The 17,494-nt window shown below is 72.3% G+C and carries 16 protein-coding genes; 6 read left to right on the top strand and 10 right to left on the bottom strand.

Going from position 1 to position 17,494, the window contains the following annotated elements; all coding sequences use genetic code 11:
• Positions 1-93: 93 nt before the first annotated feature.
• Positions 94-3,381 carry a glycosyltransferase gene (locus ACIG5F_RS28830; RefSeq protein ID WP_396522758.1) on the bottom strand — a complete coding sequence of 1,096 codons (3,288 nt, stop codon included), beginning with the start codon at positions 3,379-3,381 and terminating at the stop codon, positions 94-96.
• A 78-nt stretch (positions 3,382-3,459) separates the two neighbouring features.
• Positions 3,460-3,711: a WhiB family transcriptional regulator gene (locus ACIG5F_RS28825; RefSeq protein ID WP_184868888.1), complete on the bottom strand. Its 252-nt coding sequence runs from the start codon at positions 3,709-3,711 to the stop codon at positions 3,460-3,462.
• Positions 3,712-4,030: 319 nt separating this feature from the next.
• Between ACIG5F_RS28825 and ACIG5F_RS28820 the strand changes: the two genes are divergently transcribed.
• On the top strand, positions 4,031-4,804 hold the full coding sequence (locus tag ACIG5F_RS28820) for a site-2 protease family protein (RefSeq protein WP_396522756.1): 774 nt from the start codon (positions 4,031-4,033) through the stop codon (positions 4,802-4,804).
• Positions 4,805-4,839: 35 nt separating this feature from the next.
• Positions 4,840-5,805 carry a 2-phospho-L-lactate transferase gene (gene cofD / locus ACIG5F_RS28815; protein WP_396522754.1) on the top strand — a complete coding sequence of 322 codons (966 nt, stop codon included), beginning with the start codon at positions 4,840-4,842 and terminating at the stop codon, positions 5,803-5,805.
• A 41-nt stretch (positions 5,806-5,846) separates the two neighbouring features.
• On the opposite strand, the gene ACIG5F_RS28810 is transcribed toward cofD, so the two are convergent.
• Positions 5,847-6,707, bottom strand: a complete 861-nt coding sequence (locus tag ACIG5F_RS28810) for a heme-binding protein (RefSeq protein WP_396522752.1) — start codon at positions 6,705-6,707, stop codon at positions 5,847-5,849.
• A 468-nt stretch (positions 6,708-7,175) separates the two neighbouring features.
• Between ACIG5F_RS28810 and ACIG5F_RS28805 the strand changes: the two genes are divergently transcribed.
• Together ACIG5F_RS28805 and ACIG5F_RS28800 are read left to right on the top strand one after the other, a co-directional pair.
• Positions 7,176-8,516, top strand: a complete 1,341-nt coding sequence (locus tag ACIG5F_RS28805) for a coenzyme F420-0:L-glutamate ligase (RefSeq protein WP_396522750.1) — start codon at positions 7,176-7,178, stop codon at positions 8,514-8,516.
• Positions 8,513-9,052: an NUDIX hydrolase gene (locus tag ACIG5F_RS28800; protein WP_396522748.1), complete on the top strand. Its 540-nt coding sequence runs from the start codon at positions 8,513-8,515 to the stop codon at positions 9,050-9,052. The genes ACIG5F_RS28805 and ACIG5F_RS28800 overlap by 4 nt, the downstream gene beginning before the upstream one ends.
• Here the strand turns inward: ACIG5F_RS28800 and ACIG5F_RS28795 are convergent.
• Entirely contained in the window at positions 9,049-9,942 is an 894-nt protein-coding gene (locus tag ACIG5F_RS28795) for a DNA-3-methyladenine glycosylase family protein (RefSeq protein WP_396522746.1), read from the bottom strand. The genes ACIG5F_RS28800 and ACIG5F_RS28795 overlap by 4 nt on opposite strands.
• Before the next feature lie 169 nt (positions 9,943-10,111).
• Entirely contained in the window at positions 10,112-11,206 is a 1,095-nt protein-coding gene (locus ACIG5F_RS28790; protein WP_396522744.1) for a sugar phosphate nucleotidyltransferase, read from the bottom strand.
• 117 nt (positions 11,207-11,323) lie between these two features.
• Between ACIG5F_RS28790 and ACIG5F_RS28785 the strand changes: the two genes are divergently transcribed.
• Positions 11,324-11,950 carry a hypothetical protein gene (locus ACIG5F_RS28785; protein WP_396522742.1) on the top strand — a complete coding sequence of 209 codons (627 nt, stop codon included), beginning with the start codon at positions 11,324-11,326 and terminating at the stop codon, positions 11,948-11,950.
• On the opposite strand, the gene ACIG5F_RS28780 is transcribed toward ACIG5F_RS28785, so the two are convergent.
• From ACIG5F_RS28780 to ACIG5F_RS28770, 3 genes are all read right to left on the bottom strand, one after another.
• Entirely contained in the window at positions 11,916-12,809 is an 894-nt protein-coding gene (locus ACIG5F_RS28780) for a glycosyltransferase family 2 protein (protein ID WP_396522740.1), read from the bottom strand. The two genes, ACIG5F_RS28785 and ACIG5F_RS28780, sit on opposite strands and share 35 nt — an antisense overlap.
• An 11-nt stretch (positions 12,810-12,820) precedes the next feature.
• Positions 12,821-13,954 (bottom strand): glycosyltransferase family 4 protein, encoded by a 1,134-nt coding sequence (locus ACIG5F_RS28775; RefSeq protein ID WP_396522816.1) that lies wholly within the window; start codon positions 13,952-13,954, stop codon positions 12,821-12,823.
• Positions 13,955-14,020: 66 nt separating this feature from the next.
• Complete coding sequence (locus ACIG5F_RS28770) at positions 14,021-15,109, bottom strand: glycosyltransferase family 4 protein (protein ID WP_396522738.1); 1,089 nt, start codon at positions 15,107-15,109, stop codon at positions 14,021-14,023.
• A gap of 30 nt (positions 15,110-15,139) precedes the next feature.
• Between ACIG5F_RS28770 and ACIG5F_RS28765 the strand changes: the two genes are divergently transcribed.
• Complete coding sequence (locus tag ACIG5F_RS28765; RefSeq protein WP_396522736.1) at positions 15,140-16,045, top strand: glycosyltransferase family 2 protein; 906 nt, start codon at positions 15,140-15,142, stop codon at positions 16,043-16,045.
• Here ACIG5F_RS28765 and ACIG5F_RS28760 read toward each other — a convergent pair.
• Both ACIG5F_RS28760 and ACIG5F_RS28755 read right to left on the bottom strand, forming a co-directional pair.
• Positions 16,042-16,962 (bottom strand): alpha/beta hydrolase, encoded by a 921-nt coding sequence (locus tag ACIG5F_RS28760; RefSeq protein ID WP_396522735.1) that lies wholly within the window; start codon positions 16,960-16,962, stop codon positions 16,042-16,044. The genes ACIG5F_RS28765 and ACIG5F_RS28760 overlap by 4 nt on opposite strands.
• Positions 16,959-17,372, bottom strand: a complete 414-nt coding sequence (locus ACIG5F_RS28755; RefSeq protein ID WP_396522733.1) for a hypothetical protein — start codon at positions 17,370-17,372, stop codon at positions 16,959-16,961. The genes ACIG5F_RS28760 and ACIG5F_RS28755 overlap by 4 nt, the downstream gene beginning before the upstream one ends.
• Positions 17,373-17,494: the final 122 nt, after the last annotated feature.

Below are 17,494 nucleotides of genomic sequence, written 5' to 3'. Positions count from 1 at the left end.
TCCCTCGCCCGCGACTGAAACGAGGCCTACATCGAGTTTCCCGACCACGCCTGAAGGGCCCCTTCACGCCGTTCAACGTCAGTAAGGGGCCCTTCATGACGTTGGTTTGCGACTGGGAATGGCGGTGAGGACGGTGAAGAGCAGGAAGGCGGCCTGGACCAGGAGCAGGAAGCTGCGCAGGGTGCCGGGCTGGTCGACGGTGACGTCGGCGGCGGCGGTCGGCACCGGGACGGCGATCAGGTGCCCCCAGGCCCGCACGGTGGCCACGGGGCGGCCGTCGACGGTGGCCCGCCAGCCCGGCTCGTCCTCGGCGGCCAGCACCAGCAGCCGGCCGCTCGGCCCGTCCGACACCCGCACGGCGATGTCCGGCGGGGCGGCGTCCACGGGCGCGATGCCGGGCGCGCCGAGCTCCGTCGGGGGCGTGCCCCCGGTGACGGCCTTCTGCGCCTGCTGCGGGGCCAGCAGCACCACGTGACCGTTGCCCAGCTGCACGCGGGCCACGGGACGGCCGTCGGACATCGGCGGCGAGGCGGTCGCGAGGTCGCCCACGGAGTCGTGCAACCGCCCGGCGGCCGCGGCGTCGGGCAGCACGAGGTAGCTCACGCCGTCGACGGCCAGCTGGGCGACGGCGGCCTTGGCGGCGTCGTGGTCGGCGCCGATGAGGTCCGCGCCGAGTTTGGCCAGCCGCTCGGCTGCCCCCGGCACCGGCTCCAGGTCGTCGTCGCCGTAGCCGGCAAGGCCGCCAGCGGTCAGCCGGGTCGGCCGGCCGCCGTGGGCCAGCTCCAGCACGGACTCGTTGGCCGTCGCCAGCTCGTTGGCGATCGCCGGCACGAACCGCGGGTCGCCGCCGGCGTGCAGCGGCCCCTGCCGGCCGGCGATCAGCGCGCTGGCGGCCAGCAGCCCGACCACCACCACGGCGGCGCTGACCGAGGCGAAGCGCAGGTGCGGGATCACCCACACGACCGTGGCCGGCACGCACGCGCCCAGCACGACCAGCAGCAGCCCGGCCCCGACCACGAGCATCGGCGCGCCGGTCCACACCTGCTGGTTCCACAGGTACCCGACGACCACCGCGCCGCCGAACGCGATCACCAGGCCGGGCAGCACGTTCCGGTTGGCCCGCAGCACCGCCGCGCTGATCGCCGCCACGACGACGAACACGCCGACCACCGGCAGGGCCCCTGGCCCGCCCGGGTCAAGGGTGACCAACCGGGTCAACGCCTCCGGGTCGTCGGGCAGCCGCGCGCCGACGCCGTGCAGCAGCACATCGGGATGCTGCAACACGACCGCCGGCCACGGCAGCAGCAAAGCCAACGGCAGCAACACGATCCCGAACAACGCGAGCACCCGTCGGTGCCCGGGCACGGCCACGAAGCCGATCAGCACGCCGACCAGGATCAGCAGGTGGGTCAGCGGCGAGAACGCGCCGATCACCGCGAGGCCGATGGACGTGCTGGCCACCGTGGCCACCCAGGCGCCGGGGGCGTTGCCACGCAACAAAGTTGCCGCCCCGGCCAGCACGAGCGGCAGAATCAGATGGACCACGACAACGTCCAGCCGCCCTTGCGACACCGCGGTCGCGGCCGCCGGCAACAGCGCGTACACGGCGGCGATCAACGCGCGAATCGGCCGGGCGACCCGCATTCGCCGCGTCGCCAGGTACGCCGAGACGCCGGCCAGCGGCAGGTCGCCGAACAGCAGCACGGCCACCGCAGACTGCGGCCCGCCCAGCACCGCGCCGAGACTTCCCAGCACTGCCAAGGCAGCCGGCGCGGGCGCGGCGGTGCCGCCGGCCACCGGATGCCACGTCGCCAGGTATCCCGACCACGTCGCGGCCAGGTCGCGGACCGGCAGCAGCCGGCCGCCGACCAGATCGAAGCCGAGCCGATCGAGGTTGACGATCACGCCCAGCAACGACAGCGCCACGAACATCCACAGCGCCGGCGACAACAACAGTTGACGGATCACCGCGCCGCGGTCGACCTCGACCAGCAGAAGATCGGCCAGCGGATTGGGCGCCTCCTCGCCGCGCCGCCGTGGTGACGGCCGCGGCCGGGGGCTCGGCCGCAGGCCCGGCGGCGCCTGCGCGGCCACCGGCACCATCACCGTCGGCGGGCGACGCAGTCCGGCCGGGCTACGGCGTTGCCCGCGCAGCGCACCGGCCGGCAGCGCCTGCGGACCGATGGGAAGCCTGGTGTTGCGGCTGTCGTCGGGATCGAGCCATTCCGTGCGCGGGGTGTCGGTCGCGGGCAGCCGCCCGAGCACGGCGTCGGCCTGCACCCTTCGACGGACCAGCACGGCCAAGCCGCTACGGAAGGCGTTGCGCAAACGGGTCAGGCGGCTGGTGAACAGTCCGCGCACACTTCTTTGCCCTGCGACAGAAATCCGCCGCCGCTCGGCCCGCCCGGCCAGCAGCCGGCCGCGTCCGCTGAGCAGATAGCGGATCGCGCCGAGTTCGGCCCGGGCGTCCGAGGTCCGGCGCAGCACCAGGAAACCCAAGGCGCGCAACAGACACAGCAGTATTAGACGCGGCAGTCCAATCAGGAAGGACAGCGGCGCGCAGTTGACCAGGAAGGTCCGCACGCCGTGCGCGCGCACCACACCGCGCAGGAACGGTCCCGGCGGCGCGGCCAACGCGTCCAGCCTACGCTCGCCGACGCTGGCCGCGCGGGCGTGCCGCAGCCGGGCCGTCGGCACCGACAACACCAGGCTGCCGGCTTTGTTTGCCCGCCAACCGAAATCCAGGTCGTCGGCGAACATCGGCAGCACCGGGTCGTAGCCGCCGACGGCGTCCCACAGCTCACGGGAAACCAGTGCGCCGGCCGAGCTCACGGCCAGGGATTCGGTGCTCTGCTCGAAAAACCGGGCCTGGGCGCTCTCCAGCGCGGACAGCCCGGTCTGCCGATGACCGGACGAGTCCGTGGACACGCCGGCCGACACCACCAGATCGGGGTCGTTCCAGTCCAGGCCGAGCGGCCCCAACACTCCGGCGGCCGGCGACATCTCGGCCGCCGCCAGCAGCGCGGCCAGGCAGTCCGGCTCCGGCGCGCTGTCGTCGTGCAGCAGCCACAGCCAGCGGCCGGGATCGCCCCACCGCTGCACGGCGTGCTCGACGGCCGCCCGCACCGCGTCCGCGAACCCGGTTCCCCTGGGCAGGGTCACCACGCCGTCCAGCACCGGCTTGTCGCCGGATGCGGCCTCCGCCAACAACTTCGGCGTCCGGTCGCGGGAGCCGGTGTCCACCGCGATCACGTGTCGGGGCCGCGGCATCGAACGCCGCAGCGCCGACAGCGCCAGCCGCAACCACGGCTCGCCGTCGTGACACACGAGCACGGCCAGCACCGGCGCGGTGCGCAGGACCGGCTGGGCCTTACCGGGCAACTGGCCACTCCCATCGTCGGCGCGTCGAGCACACCGTACGACTGATCATCGGGCCAGTTGCCCGGAGGGTTGAGCCTGCTACGCGGGCCTCTTCTTCAGTTTCCGGCGTTCCCGTTCGGACAGCCCGCCCCAGATGCCGAAGCGCTCGTCATGGGCCAGCGCGTACTCGAGGCACTCCGAGCGCACCTCGCAGCCCTGACAGATCCGCTTGGCCTCCCGGGTGGATCCGCCCTTCTCCGGGAAGAACGCCTCGGGGTCGGTCTGCGCGCACAGGGCGCGCTCCTGCCACTCCTGCTCTTCGTCGTCGCCGTCGAACACCCCGTCCAGCACCGTGAAATCCCTCTCACCGGATTCCACCACGCCGAACTCGCGCGCGGGCGCGCCGATGCCGACGATCTCGGCCGCTTCCACGACGCGGCCTCCTTCTATTTCCATGTCCGTCCGCCTCCTCGCCTTCCGCTCCCCGGTTGGCGGACACCACCCACCGCCCCCTCGACGGTGAATGACACCAATGTGATTACACCCGTGTCGTTGCAAGGGGTCAAGCGAAGTACTTACGTCGGGGGACACCGTCACAGAGGGCGAACAGCGGTTGCCACCTGGTCATACCGGAAACCGTCACCCTCGGCCACCGGGCACACTGGTCGGTGTGAACCGATCATCGGTGCGACCGAGCCCCCTGTTCCTCGGCCTGCTGGGCGTCACAGTCATCGGTGCGGTGCTGTGCGCGCTGCCGGCGGCCGACCCGTTCGGCGGCAGCCGCGCGCTGCTGACCGCCGGCATCGTGCTGTTCGTCATCGGCGGCTGGGTCGTTTCCCTGTGCCTGCACGAGTTCGGCCACGCGATCGTGGCCTACCGCGGCGGCGACCACGAGGTCGCGCACCGGGGGTACCTGACGCTGGACCCGCGCCGCTACACCGATCCGGTGCTGAGCATCGTGCTGCCGCTGATCTTCCTGATCATCGGAGGTCTGCCGCTGCCCGGCGGGGCCGTGCTCATCAATCACTGGGCGCTGCGCTCGAAACCTGTCGAGTCTCTGGTCTCGCTGGCCGGCCCGCTGTCCAATCTGGTGATCGGCCTGGTGCTCAACACCGCCGTGCTGCTCGCGCCGCTGCCGACCGGACTACAGCTGGCCTTCTCGTACCTGGCCTTCCTGCAGGTGCTGACCTTCTTCTTCAACATCCTGCCGGTGCCGGGCTTCGACGGCTTCGGCGTGATCTCGCCGTGGCTGTCGCGCGAGGCCCAGGCGGTCGCGCTGAAGGTGCGGCCGTGGGCGCCGCTGGTGCTGTTCCTGCTGTTGTTCGGTGTCCGCCAGGTCAGCGCGGTGTTCCTGAACATCGGTTACTGGCTGTTCGGACTGATCGGCGGCAACGAGACGCTCTCCGACATCGGCGGCGCGCTGTTCCGCTTCTGGCTCCGCTGAGCCTGTCACCCGCACGCGTGAAAGGATTGCGCCCTGTGAAGGTCGTTGTAGTGGTCGGCGGCGTCGGCGGGGCCAGGTTCCTGACCGGCGTGAAGGCGGCGCTGCCCGAAGGGGCAGAGATCACCGCGCTGGTGAACACCGGGGACGACGTGTGGCTGCACGGGCTGCGCATCTGCCCGGACCTGGACACCTGCATGTACACCCTGGGCGGCGGCATCGACACCGAGCGCGGCTGGGGGCTGTCCGGGGAGACCTGGCGGGTCAAGGAAGAGCTGGCCGCCTACGGCGCGGAGGCGCCGTGGTTCGGGCTGGGCGACCGCGACATCGCCACCCATCTGGTGCGGACTCGCATGCTGCGCGCGGGATATCCGCTGTCGGCGGTCACCGAGGCGCTGTGCGCGCGCTGGCAGCCCGGCGTGCGGCTGCTGCCGATGACCGACCAGCCGGTGGAGACCCACGTCGTGGTGGACGTGCCCGGCTCCGAGGACGAGCGGCGGGCGATCCACTTCCAGGAGTGGTGGATCCGGTACCACGCCGAACTGCCGGCGCACTCGATCGTGCCGGTCGGCGCGGACGAGGCCAAGCCGGCCCCGGGCGTGCTGGAGGCGATCGCCGAGGCCGACGCGGTGCTGCTGGCGCCGTCCAACCCGGTGGTCAGCGTGGGCACCGTGCTGTCGATTCCCGGTGTGCGCGAAGCGGTTCGCCAGACCTCGGCCGGCGTCGTCGGCATCTCGCCCATCATCGGCGACAAGCCGGTGCGCGGCATGGCCGACGCCTGCCTGACCGCGATCGGCGTGGCGACCAGCGCCGAGGCCGTCGGCCGGCACTACGGCTCGCGCAAGGCCGACGGCGTGCTGGACGGCTGGCTGGTCGCCCCCGAGGACAAGGCCGTCGTGGACGGCGTGACCGTGCGCAACGTGCCGCTGCTGATGTCCGATGTGGACGCGACCGCGGCCATGGTGCGCGCGGCCCTTGACCTGGCCGGCGTCTCGCTCGGCTGATGTCTCGGTGCGGCGGCCCGGCGGGCCGCCGCACCCGTCCGCTACTGCTTGACCAGCGTGGCCACCTGGATGTGCGGCCAGTTGATGCCCAGGAAGTCCAGGTTGACCTGCTGGGTGTACTGGAGCTGCATGAACGTGCCGGTGCCGTCCGGGTTCTCCACCTTCTCGACCCAGAAGATCGCGCTCATGCTGGTGGCGTTGGCGTTCTTGACCACGAACGGGATGTTCTGGATGCCGCCGGCGAGGCCGCCGACCGGGAAGGTGGTGTCGACGATCAACACCGTGGTCTCCAGGATCTTCTGCTTGGCGATCGCCTCGGTCAGCACCACGTTCGGGTTGGCGATCGCCGCGCGCGGGATCCCGTGCGGCGGCCGGGTCCTGGTGAACGGGTCGAGATAGGCGCCGGTCAGCTTCTGGCCGGCGTTGGGGCCGGTGGAGAAGGTCGGCGTCGAGTCGGCGGCGTTGATCTGCGGCGGCCCCGCCACGATCGTCGACGTGCCCTGGGCCAGCAGCGCGTCGCCGTGCGGGATGGTGGCCATCCGCACCACACTGGCCGGCGCGGCCGGATCGGTGGTCGCCGGCACGTTCAGCCACATGCCCGGCTCCAGGTGCAGCGCCCCGTTGGTGGCCGCGTCGCTGATCTGCTGGAGATAGTGCACGCCCTTGAAGAAGATGTCGTCCTGGCCGCTGCCGCGGTTCGGGATCGGGCCGCCGATCGAGGTGAACGACAGCGTCTCCCGGGTCGCGTTGAGCTCAAGGAAGAACGGCTTGTTGTTGTGCTGGTCAGGACGCGAGATCAGGCTGAAGCCGTCGCCGACCCAGGTGCCCGGCAGTTCCAGCAACGGGCCCAGCTCCGGGCCGGGATCGGCCACGGGCGCGCTTGCGCGAAATACGGATTCCATTGTCACTACCCCCACACGTCATAACGGCGAGCCGATATGTCCCGGCCGCGCCAGGTCCTGTGCCGGACCGACGCCGAAAAAGCCCATGGGCGAAGATCATCATCGCCGGCGCGGCGTGGAGCAGCGGAAAACCCGACCTCCCCAGCCGGTTGTCCGCCTTCTCACGCCGCGCCGACGACCCCGGAATTCGAAGTCCCGATCAGCGCCCCGTCGACTTCCCCCTCATCCCCCGACACCCTTGAAGACGTTCGACGGCGCCCCCGGGATGCAGATGGCGGCACTATTCACACTATCGGAGTCTTTTATGGCGGCGGCCAGATCCGGCGCGTATCATGCGACGGAGTCGATCACCTTATTCCCCGTTCCGATGTGGTCAGCGCCGCAGCGGAGGGACGCGTGGCGGCGTGGCAGGATACCGGCCGTGAGCATCGCTGGCGTTTCGCACGAGCACCGAGCCGGGGGCCGACGTTGACCGATCACGCCCAGGGGTCCGTGGAGCTGCTGCCGGTGCCGGGGCTGCCCGAGTTCCGGCCCGGCGACGACCTGTCGGCCGCCATCGCCGAGGCCGCGCCGTGGCTGCGCGACGGCGACGTGCTGGTGGTCACCAGCAAGATCGTGTCCAAAGTGGAGGGTCAGCTGGTGCCGGCCCCGGACGACCCGGCGGAACGCGACGCCCGCCGGCGGGAGCTGGTGGTCGCCGAGTCGGTGCGGGTGCTGGCCCGGGTCAAGAACACGCTGATCACCCAGAACCGGCTCGGCATCGTGCAGGCCGCGTCCGGCGTGGACAACTCCAACGTGTCCCAGTCCGAGATCGCCCTGCTGCCGCTGGATCCGGACGCCTCCGCCCTGAAGCTGCGCACGGACCTGCGCGAGCGGCTCGGCGTCGAGGTGGCCGTGGTCATCACCGACACCATGGGCCGGGCCTGGCGGGTCGGGCAGACCGACGCCGCCATCGGCGCGTCCGGGCTGACCGTGATCCGCAGCTATGCCGGCGAAGTCGACCGCCAGGGCAACGAGCTCGTGGTCACCGAGGTCGCCGTCGCCGACGAGATCGCCGCCGCCGGGGACCTGGTCAAGGGCAAGCTCGGCGCGGTGCCGGTGGCCGTGGTGCGGGGGTTGTCCCTGGCGGACAACGGATCCACCGCGCGGGACCTGAACCGCCCGGTCGACCAAGACCTGTTCCGCCTGGGCACCAACGAATCCATTGCCCAGGGCCGGCGGGAGGCCGTGCTGCTGCGGCGCTCCGTGCGCAGCTTCTCCGGCGATCCCGTGGACGAAGACGTTCTGCGCCAAGCGATCGGCGTCGCGCTGACCGCCCCCGCGCCGCACCACACCCATCCGGTGCGGTTCGTGTGGGTGCGGGACCGGGCGCGGCGGACCAAGCTGCTGGAAGCCATGCGCGACCAGTGGCGCGCCGATCTTCGTGCCGACGGCTGGGACGAGGCCCGCATCGAGCGGCGCGTGGCCCGTGGCGACCTGTTGTGGGGCGCGACCGAGCTGGTGCTGCCGTTCATGGTCATGGACGGCGCCCACGACTACCCCGACGCCGCGCGCCAGGCCGCCGAGCGCACCATGTTCACCGTGGCCGGTGGGGCCGCCGTGCAGGGCCTGCTGGTCGCGCTGGCCGCCGAGGACCTGGCCTCGTGCTGGGTGTCGTCGACCATCTTCTGCCCCGACATCGTGCGCGCGGTGCTGGACCTGCCGGCCGACTGGTCGCCGCTCGGCGCCGTCGCCGTCGGCCATCCCGCCGACGGCGTCGCCGGGCCTCGGCCGCCCGCGCCGACCGAACTGGGATTGGTGGAGCTGTGAGTTTGCATGCCGACGCCGTGTCGACGCTGACCGGCTGGAAGCCCGACTCCGAGCCGCAGGAGGCGCTTCGGCAGGCGTTCCTGGGCTTCCTGGCCGCTCGTGAGGACGCCTGCCAGCGCTCGTGCGAGCCCGGGCACATCACCGCGTCCGCGCTGGTGCTCGACGCCACCGCCGAGAACGTGCTGCTGACCCTGCACCCTCGGGTCGGGCGCTGGCTCCAGCTCGGCGGCCACTGCGAGCCCGAGGATCTTTCGCTGGTGGACGCCGCCCTCCGGGAGGCCACCGAGGAGTCCGGCATCCGCGGGCTTCGCATCGAGCCCACGCCCCTGCACGTCGACGTGCACGGCATCACCTGCTCGCTCGGGCTGCCCACCCGGCACTTCGACGTCCGGTTCCTGGTCCGGGCCCCCGTCGGAGCCAAGCCCGTGCGCAGCGCCGAGTCCGTCGACCTCCAGTGGTGGCCCGTCGAGGCGCTGCCGTCCAACGTCGACACCGTGCCCGAGCTCGTCGACCTCGCGCTGTCCCGCTACCGCTAGATCGCTCGGTAGTCCCTCGCCGCGTACCTCGGGGCGAATCGGGGTTTTCTGAACCCCGACGCCTCGATGTACCGGACCGCCCGCTGCCGCTGTGGCCGGTACGGCTCCAGCACCTCCAGCATGCCGTCGTCGTCCAGCGGGCGGCCCACCAGCGCCCAGCCGACGACGCTCGGGATGTGGAAGTCGCCCACGCTCACCTCGTCCGGGTCTCCCCAGGCGCGCTGGGCCACCTCCGCCGTCGTCCACACCCCGATCCCCGGGATCAGCCGCAGCTTCTCCTTGCTGGTCAACGCATGCGCGGCCGCCGCCGCGTTCAGCAACGTCCTGCGTCGCTGGCCGTCTACCCCGGCCTTGTGCCACTCCCAGTCCCTGATCCCCAGGATCGCCCTCGGCGTCGGCGGCACCCTCATCCCCAACGGCGCCGGTCCCGGCGCCGGTTCCCCGTGCCTGCGACACAGATCCCGCCATGACCGCCGGGCTTCGTACCCCGTCACCTTCTGCTCCAGGATCGCCGGCACCAGGCTGTCCCACACCCGATCCGTCGCCCCCAGCCGCAACCCCGGCAGCCTTCGCCTCGTCTCCTCGATCAGCGGGTGGTGCGCCCGGAACCCCTCCGGCTCATCCTCCGCCCCCAGCAGCCTCGGCACCCCCTCCAGCAGCTCCTCCGCCCCCGCTCCCCAGGCCTTCGCCACCACCTCGCCGTCCCGCCGGGCCAGCCTCAGCGACCCCGCCCCCGACGCCGCGTTGGCCGTCAGCCACAACGCCCCGTCCGGCCCACTCTGGAACGCCGGATCCCCCGCCCCACGCCGCAGCGGCCCCACCACCGCGCCGATGTCCAGCGGGTAGTCGGGCTTCCAACGGCGGGTGAGCCCCTCCACGGCAGCGGTCACCCAACACCTGCCGGCTGGAAGTGATCAGCCCTCAGCAACTCGCCCGCAGAGACCTCAGGGTCCCGCAACGCCTTCGCCGTCACACCGACAACCCCACGCCGGGCCGCGACGATCTCGACGCAGTCGACGCCGGGCACGTCCAGCAGGTCCGCACTGTGGGGGCCATGGCTTACGCGTCCGTGGAGAAGCGGACGGAGGTGTCGGGGAGGTGGATGCCGGGCCAGACGCGGGCGCCGGCGAGGAGCTCGTTGTGGGAGCCGACGACGGCGTCGTCGCCGATGACGACGTCGCGCAGGACGGTGCCGGCGCCGACGACGGCGCGAGCGCCGACGAGGGAGCTGGCGACGGTGGCGCCGGAGCGGATGACGGAGCCGTCGAACAGGACGGAGCCGTCGACGGTGGCGCCGGCCTCGACGACGCAGCCGGCGCCGATGGTGGAGCCGCCGCGGACGACGGCGGAGGGGTCGACGGTGGCGCCGGGGAGGATGACGGCCTCGCCGGGCTCGCCGGGGAGGGCGGCCGACGGGGCGATGCCGCGGACGAGGTCGGCGGAGCCCTGCACGAAAGCGCCGGGGGTGCCGAGGTCGAGCCAGTACGAGGTGTCGACGTGCCCCTGGAGCCGGCGCCCGGAGGCCAGCAGGCCGGGGAAGGTCTCGCGTTCGACGGAGACCCGGCGGCCGGTGGGGATGGTCATCAGGGTCTCGCGGCGGAAGACGTAGCAGCCGGCGTTGATCTGGTCGGTCGGCGGGTTGTCGGTCTTCTCCAGGAACGCGGTCACCCGGCCCTCGGCGTCGGTGGGCACGCAGCCGAACGCCCGCGGGTCGGGCACCTTCACCAGGTGCAGGGTGACGTCGGCGTTGTTGTCACGGTGCGTCCCGACCACGCCGGCCAGGTCGACGCCGGAGAGGATGTCGCCGTTGAAGACCATGACGTCGTCCTCGCGCAGCCGGTCGCCGACGTTGCGGATGCCGCCGCCGGTGTCGAGCGGCTCCTGCTCGACGACGTACTCCAGCTCCAGCCCGAGCCGGGAACCGTCGCCGAAGTACTCGCTGAACACCTCGGCCTTGTACGAGGTCCCGAGCACGACGTGGGTGATGCCGACGGCACGGATCCGCGACAGCAGGTGCGTGAGGAACGGCACCCCCGCGGTGGGCAGCATGGGCTTGGGCGCCGACAGGGTCAGCGGGCGGAGTCTGGTGCCCTTCCCGCCGACGAGAACGACGGCGTCGACCCTGCTGACCTGCTGTCCGAGGCTGGACGACATGCCGGGTTTCCTCCTCCACTGACGCGGGCGCGACCGAGGGAATACTCTTGCACGTGGCGGATCGATCGGGCATCGGACCCGGTGGGCCGGCACGCCGAAGGTAGGAGATGTCGGGAGATGGACCCCCGCGACCGGGCCGACGCAGCACTCGCCCGCGCCAGTGCCCGCAACCGGTGGGCGGTGACGCCGAACAACGCGACGTCGCCGATGGACGCCAAGCCCACGGTGCAGATCCCGCGCGTCGTGGTGGACGCGGCCGATCCGCGTGAGCAGGATCCGGACACCACGGTGGTGCTGCCGGGCTCGGTGGCCGCCGGCCAGGTGCCCGTGCCGCCCCAACAGGGTCAGACCCAGCAGCTCCCCCAGCCCCAGGGCCAGCCCCTGCCGCAGACCCAGCAACTGCCCCAGCCCCAGACCCAGCAGCTGCCGCAGCCTCAGACCCAGCAGCTGCCGCAGGGCCAGACTCAGCAGCTACCGCAGGGCAAGCCGCTCCCGCAGACGCAGCCGACGCAGCAGATCCCGGCCGCCCAGCAGTCCCAGCCGCTGCCGCACGTGCAGCGGTCGCAGCCGCTGCCCCACGTGCAGCAGCCCCAGCGTCAGCAGCAGCCCCAGCAGGGGCCGGACCCGGACCAGCAGACCAAGCAGCTGCCGGGCATCATCCCGACGACCCAGCAGACCCCGGGCCGCCGCATCTCGCTGACCGATCGCCTCAGCGGGGCGCTGCCGGAGAACGACCAGCCCTGAGCTCCATCTTCAGCCGCAGCGCCAGCCCGGCCTTGATGGCCAGCCGCAGCGGCGCGGCCCACGGCCCGCGGTTGCGCTCGGACATGTACTTGTACGCGCTGGTGTGGTGCGCGGCCAGCATCCGCTCGGACGCCCGCGCGGTGGCGTGCCCGCCCAGGTGCACGACCTCGGCCGACGGCACATACACGTTCAGCCAGCCGGCCCGGCCGAGCCGGTCGCCGAGGTCGACGTCCTCGAAGTACATGAAGTAGCTGGAGTCGAAGCCGTCGACAGAGTCGAAGGCGTCCCGGCGCAGCAGCAGGCACGAGCCGGACAGCCACCCGGCCGGGCGCTCGGTCACGGAGGTGTCGAGCTGCCGGTACTCGCGGCTCCACGGGTTGTTGGGCCACAGCCGCGCGAACACGGCGTGCCCGAGCCCGCGCCCGAGCGACGGCAGCAGCCGCGCGGACGGGTAGACGCGGCCGTCGGGTTCACGGATGAGCGGCCCGAACGAGCCACCGCGCGGCCACCGCGAGGCGGCCTCGATGAGCACGTCCAGCGAGCCGGCGCCCCACTCGATGTCGGGGTTGACGACGACGATCCAGCCGACGTCGTCGGACAGGGCGGCCACACCGCGGTTGGCGGCGCCGCCGTAGCCGAGGTTGCCGCCGGTGCGCACGAGGCGGACCTCGTCCCGCTCGGCGGCGGCCTTCTCGGGCGCGCCGTCGGTGGAGCCGTTGTCCGCGAGGATCACGGTGACGGGTCGCGTGGTGGCCTTGGCCAGCGTGTCGAGGAACCGGTCGAGCACCTCACCCGGGGAGTAGGTGATGGTCACGACCGCGAGATCGTCGCCATAGGTCTTCGGCTCGGGCTGCGTCACGCCGGATGAGACTAGTGGCGGGCGCGGTGGGCCAGGACAGCCGCCCGCCCGTAGGCCTCCCGGTGCCGGGTGGCGGAGGCCGCCCACGAGAACTCCTTGGCCCGCAGCTGCGCGGCCGCGGCCAGGGACGACCGGCGCGCGGGGTCGTCGAGCAGCTCGGTGAGCCCGGCGGCGATGTCGCCGGCCCCGACGCCGCAGTACGCCACGGTGTCGCCGCCGACCTCCGGCAGGCTGAGCCGCCGCGTGGTGAGCACGCACGCGCCGCTGGCCATGGCCTCCAGCACCGGCAGCCCGAAGCCCTCGCCGAGGCTGGGGTAGGCCACCACGACGGCGCCGCCGAGGAACCCGGACAGCTGCTCGAACGGCAGGTAGCCGGCGCGGATCACGCGGATGCGGTGCGGCACGGCGTCCAGGGCGCTCTCCACCTGCGTGTCCCAGCCGGGTTGCCCGGCGAGCACGAGCGCGGGCGGGTCGGTGCGGCCCTGGCAGGCGCGCGCGAAGCCACGGATGAGCGCGGGCACGTTCTTGCGCGGCTCCAGCGCGCCGAGGAACGCCACGTACGGGGTGTCCTGGAGGTCGAGGGCCGTGCGCACGGTCCGCACCTCCTCCGGCGACGGCGGGTGGAAGCGGTCGCCTTCGACGCCGTGGTGCGCGACCTGGAGCACACGACGGTCGGCGTTGGCCACGCGCGTGAGCTCGTTCGCCGTGGCCCGGCTGGGCACGACGCACACGGTCGCACGGGCCAGCGACAGCCGCGTCCACGTGCGGAAGAACCGGGCCTTGACCGAGGAGTGCAGCACGGGGTCGGTGAAGAAGGTGGCGTCGTGCAGCGTGACCACGGAGCCCACGGGGCTGGCCAGCGGCATCGTGTAGTGCGGCGAGTGCACGACGTCGACGCCGAGGGCCCGCACGAGCCGCGGCAGCGCGCCCTGCTCCCACATCAGCCGTGCGGTGCGCGCGGCGACCGACTCGGGGGCGGGCACGATCCGCGCGTTGGGCGCCAGCTGCGCGTACAGGGCGGCGTCACGCGGCTGGCAGACCACGCTGAGCCGGGCCCCGTCGGCATCAAGCGCGGCCGTCAGCGAGTCGACGTAACGCCCGACGCCACCGCGGTCGGCCGGCACGGCCGTGGCATCGATCAACACGCTGGGGTCGAGATGGTGCACCGGAGCAGAGTACGGCGACCGTGATGATCATTACCGACGAATGGCCTAACTGTGAGTGCCCAGGCCGAGGTGCACTGCCCAGACCGACTCCGCCGCCCCGCGCCAGGTGAATTCGGCGGCGCGGGTCCGCCCGCGGGCGACCGCCTCGCGGGCGACCGCCGGCTCGTCGACTACCGTGCGCAACGCCGCGACCAGCGATTTCGGGTCGCCGCGGCGACTGGTGAAACCAGCGCCGCCGGCCACTTCGACCAGCGCCGGCGCATCCGAGTGGACCACCGGCACCCCCGCCGCCATGGCCTCAAGCAGGGGCAGTCCGAAGCCCTCGGCCCGGCTCGGCAGGGCCAGCAGGGTCGCCCGATGGAGGACGACGGCCAGCTCGGCGTCGGTCAGCGACCCGAGAGATCTCACTCGTTCGGAGGACACGTCGACCCGGCCCCAGCCGGTCACGCCGACCAGCAGAACGGGCAGATCCGGCGCTTCGGGCAGGTCCATGGCGGCGATCAGGACGTCGATGCCCTTGCGGGGTTCGAGCGTGCCGACCGCCAGCACGTACCGCGGCGGCAGCTCCAGCCGCCGGGCCACGGCGTCGGCATCGGCCGGCTCCTCGGTCAGCGCCTCGGGCACGCCGTGACCGACCACGTGCACGGGCGCGGAGCCGGCGACGTGCTCGGCGAGCTCCTTGGCCACGGCCTCGGTCGGCACCACAATCCCGCCGGCCCTGCGCATGAGCCTCGACACCATCGTGCGGTGCCATTGCGCACCGTGCGGCGTGAGCGTCTCCGGGTGCGTCCACGGCACGGCGTCATGGACCGTGGCGACTAGCGTGCGCCCGCGCTTGACGACGGTCGGCGACAGCGGCGTCGGCGCGTGCACGGCGTCGCCGCCGGGCCACAGCGGCACCCCTCGCTGCCACAGCCGCGCCAGAACCGGTCGCGGCACCGGCAGCATGCGTGGCCCCTCGACGCCGTCGATCTGGGCCGCCGAAGGGTCCGCGCACCGCGCCACGACGCCCGTGACGGTCCAACCGCTCGGCGCGGTCGCGGCCAGCGCGCGGGCGAGTTCCCTGGTGTAGCGGCCGGTGCCGCCGGGCACGGGGGCGAGCAGCTGATCGGTCAGCACCACGAGTTCGGGCACGCCCAAGGGTGACATGTACCGTCTGCGGCCGTGGCTGAAGCCCGTTCGACCGTCGTGGTGGTGACCTGGCGCGGCCGGGCGCACATCCGTGAGTGCCTGGACGCCCTCGCCGCGCAGGACCGCGAACTACGGGTCCTGGTCGTGGACAACGCCTCCGACGACGGCACCGCCGAGCTGCTCGCCGGCCACGATGTCCTGCGGCTGCCCCGCAACCGCGGCTACGCGGGCGCCCTGGCGGCGGCGCTGCCGCGCGTCGAGACGGAGTTCGTGGCGTGGCTCAACGACGACGCCGCGCCGAACCCGTCGTGGATCGCCACGCTGGAGGATTCCCTGGACCGCCACGGCGACGCGGCGGCGGTCACCTCGTCGTTGGAGCTGCCGGACGGCTCCGTGCAGTCGGTCGGCGTGCGGTTGACCGCCGACGGGCACGGGGCCGACACGGCGTTGGCCGGCCGTGAGGTGTTCGGCTTCTGCGGCGGGGCGGTGCTGATGCGCACGGCGGCGCTGCGGTCGGTGGGCGGCGTGCCGGCCGGGTTCTTCTGCTACTACGAGGACACCGACACGTCGTGGCGACTGCGCCTGCGCGGCTGGCGGGTGATTTCCGTGCCGGCACGCGTGGTGCACCGGCACGGCGCGAGCAGTCGGCTCGGGTCGTCGAAGTTCCACCACTGGAACGAGCGCAATCGCTTGCTGATGCTCGTGCGCTGCGCGCCGCTGCTGGTGGCGCTCGAACAGCTCGCGCGGTTCACGGCGCTCACGGCCGTGTTGCCGTTCCGGAAGTCCGCGCCGGGGGCGAACTTCCGGGTGTCCCTGCGGCTGGCCGTGCTCGCCGACGTGCTCTGGCGACTGCCTTCGGCGCTCGTCGCCCGGGCCCGGATCACGGCCACGGCTCGCGTGCGCCGGCGGGCGTTGTGGCGCACGTGGGCCGGTCGCTAGCGCAGCGAATCCAGGATCTCCGCCACCTCAACAGCCTTGGTCATCACGCCGAAGTGGGACGCGGCCACGTCATGCACGTCGAACCGGCCGGCGTCGCTGATCATCCGGTTCTGCAACGCCAACGGCATCGCCCGGTCCTGCGTGAATCGCACGTAGGTGCGCGGCACCCGGCCGCCGGTCGCCGGCTGGAGCGAGCAGTCGGACAGGCTCACCCCGTACGGCTCATCCGGCTGCAACCCGCCGATCACCGCCCGCAGCTGCGCCTGCGTGCCGTCGGCCAGGTATGCCTCACGCAGCAGCGCCAACGTGTCAGGATCGTTGGCACGCCAGTTGAATCGGTTGGCCAGCACCACCGAGCCGTCCGCGGTCGGCGGGAACTTCAACAGCAGGCTGTCGGCGTTCTCCTTGCACTGGAACGCCTCTACGACCGACTTCAACACCGTGCAGCAGTAGGCGGACACGTACACCGCTCGCCGCACCAATTCCGGGGCCGCGTTGCACACCGCGCTCACGGTCGCCCCGCCGAGACTGTGTCCGACCAGGATCGCCGGCCCGATCCGACGCAGCACCGACACAACTCGGTTCACGTTGTCCTGCAACGAGATCTCCGCGATCGGCGACACCTCGGCCGTCATCGCGCGCAGGTCCTGCGGGGCCTGGAACCAAGTTGGAAAGCAGCCCTCGGCGCCGTGGCCGGGTAAGTCCACGGCCATCGCGGTGCGACCACGCTGGATGAGCTCGTTCACCAGCTGGAGGTAGGCGCCACCGCTGCCGTGCGAGCCGTGCACGATCAGCAGCGGCGGCCGGCGATCCGTCGCGGCCGAAGCCGGTGCCGAGTCCACGAAGCCGGTGCCGACCGCGGCGGCCGCCGCGGTCGCGCCCGCGGCGGCCAGGCCGAGCAGCTGCCGGCGGTTCACGCCGCCGCCTTCTTGCCGATCTGAGCCCGCACCGACGGCTGCATCGCCGCGACGAACAGCGCGACCAGCACCGCCGCCTGCGCGCCCATCAGCGCCTCCATCCAGATCGGGAACTGGCCGGTGCTGATGCCCCACACCAGGCCCAGCGAGCCGACCACGGCGATGACCACCACGCGGATGTAGGTGGCCCGGCTGCCGGAGCGCAGCTTGCGGGCGATGCCGACGTAGATCAGCGAGATCAGGGACACCGCCACCGGTCGGATCCAAGTTGTGTTCTCGAACACGCCGTAGGCCGCCGGGTCGCCGTGCGCCTGGTAGGCGACCAGTGACCCGTAGAACACGAAGGTCAGCGCCGCCTGCGCCAGCGCGAGCCCGAGGTTGGCGTACAGCAGGTTGATCACCCTGGTCATGGCCCCTCCTTTGCTTGATCGAGCCGCTTTTTGCTCGACTGAGCAAAACATAGCTCGTTCAAGCACGTCGGGCCATCGGGGTTTACCCTGATCTCGGCGCGCACAGGTCCGTAGTGCAGGCT

The sequence above is a fragment of the Kutzneria sp. NPDC052558 genome, assembly GCF_044547355.1.
GTDB lineage: Bacteria > Actinomycetota > Actinomycetes > Mycobacteriales > Pseudonocardiaceae > Kutzneria.
This window is presented reverse-complemented; position numbering and strand designations above follow the sequence as displayed.

Coding starts and splice junctions, on each gene's coding strand:
- ACIG5F_RS28810 (WP_396522752.1), bottom strand. CDS start 6,707: ATGGAATCCGTATTTCGCGCAAGCGCGCCCGTGGCCGATCCCGGCCCG.
- ACIG5F_RS28790 (WP_396522744.1), bottom strand. CDS start 11,206: ATGTCGTCCAGCCTCGGACAGCAGGTCAGCAGGGTCGACGCCGTCGTT.
- ACIG5F_RS28785 (WP_396522742.1), top strand. CDS start 11,324: ATGGACCCCCGCGACCGGGCCGACGCAGCACTCGCCCGCGCCAGTGCC.
- ACIG5F_RS28755 (WP_396522733.1), bottom strand. CDS start 17,372: ATGACCAGGGTGATCAACCTGCTGTACGCCAACCTCGGGCTCGCGCTG.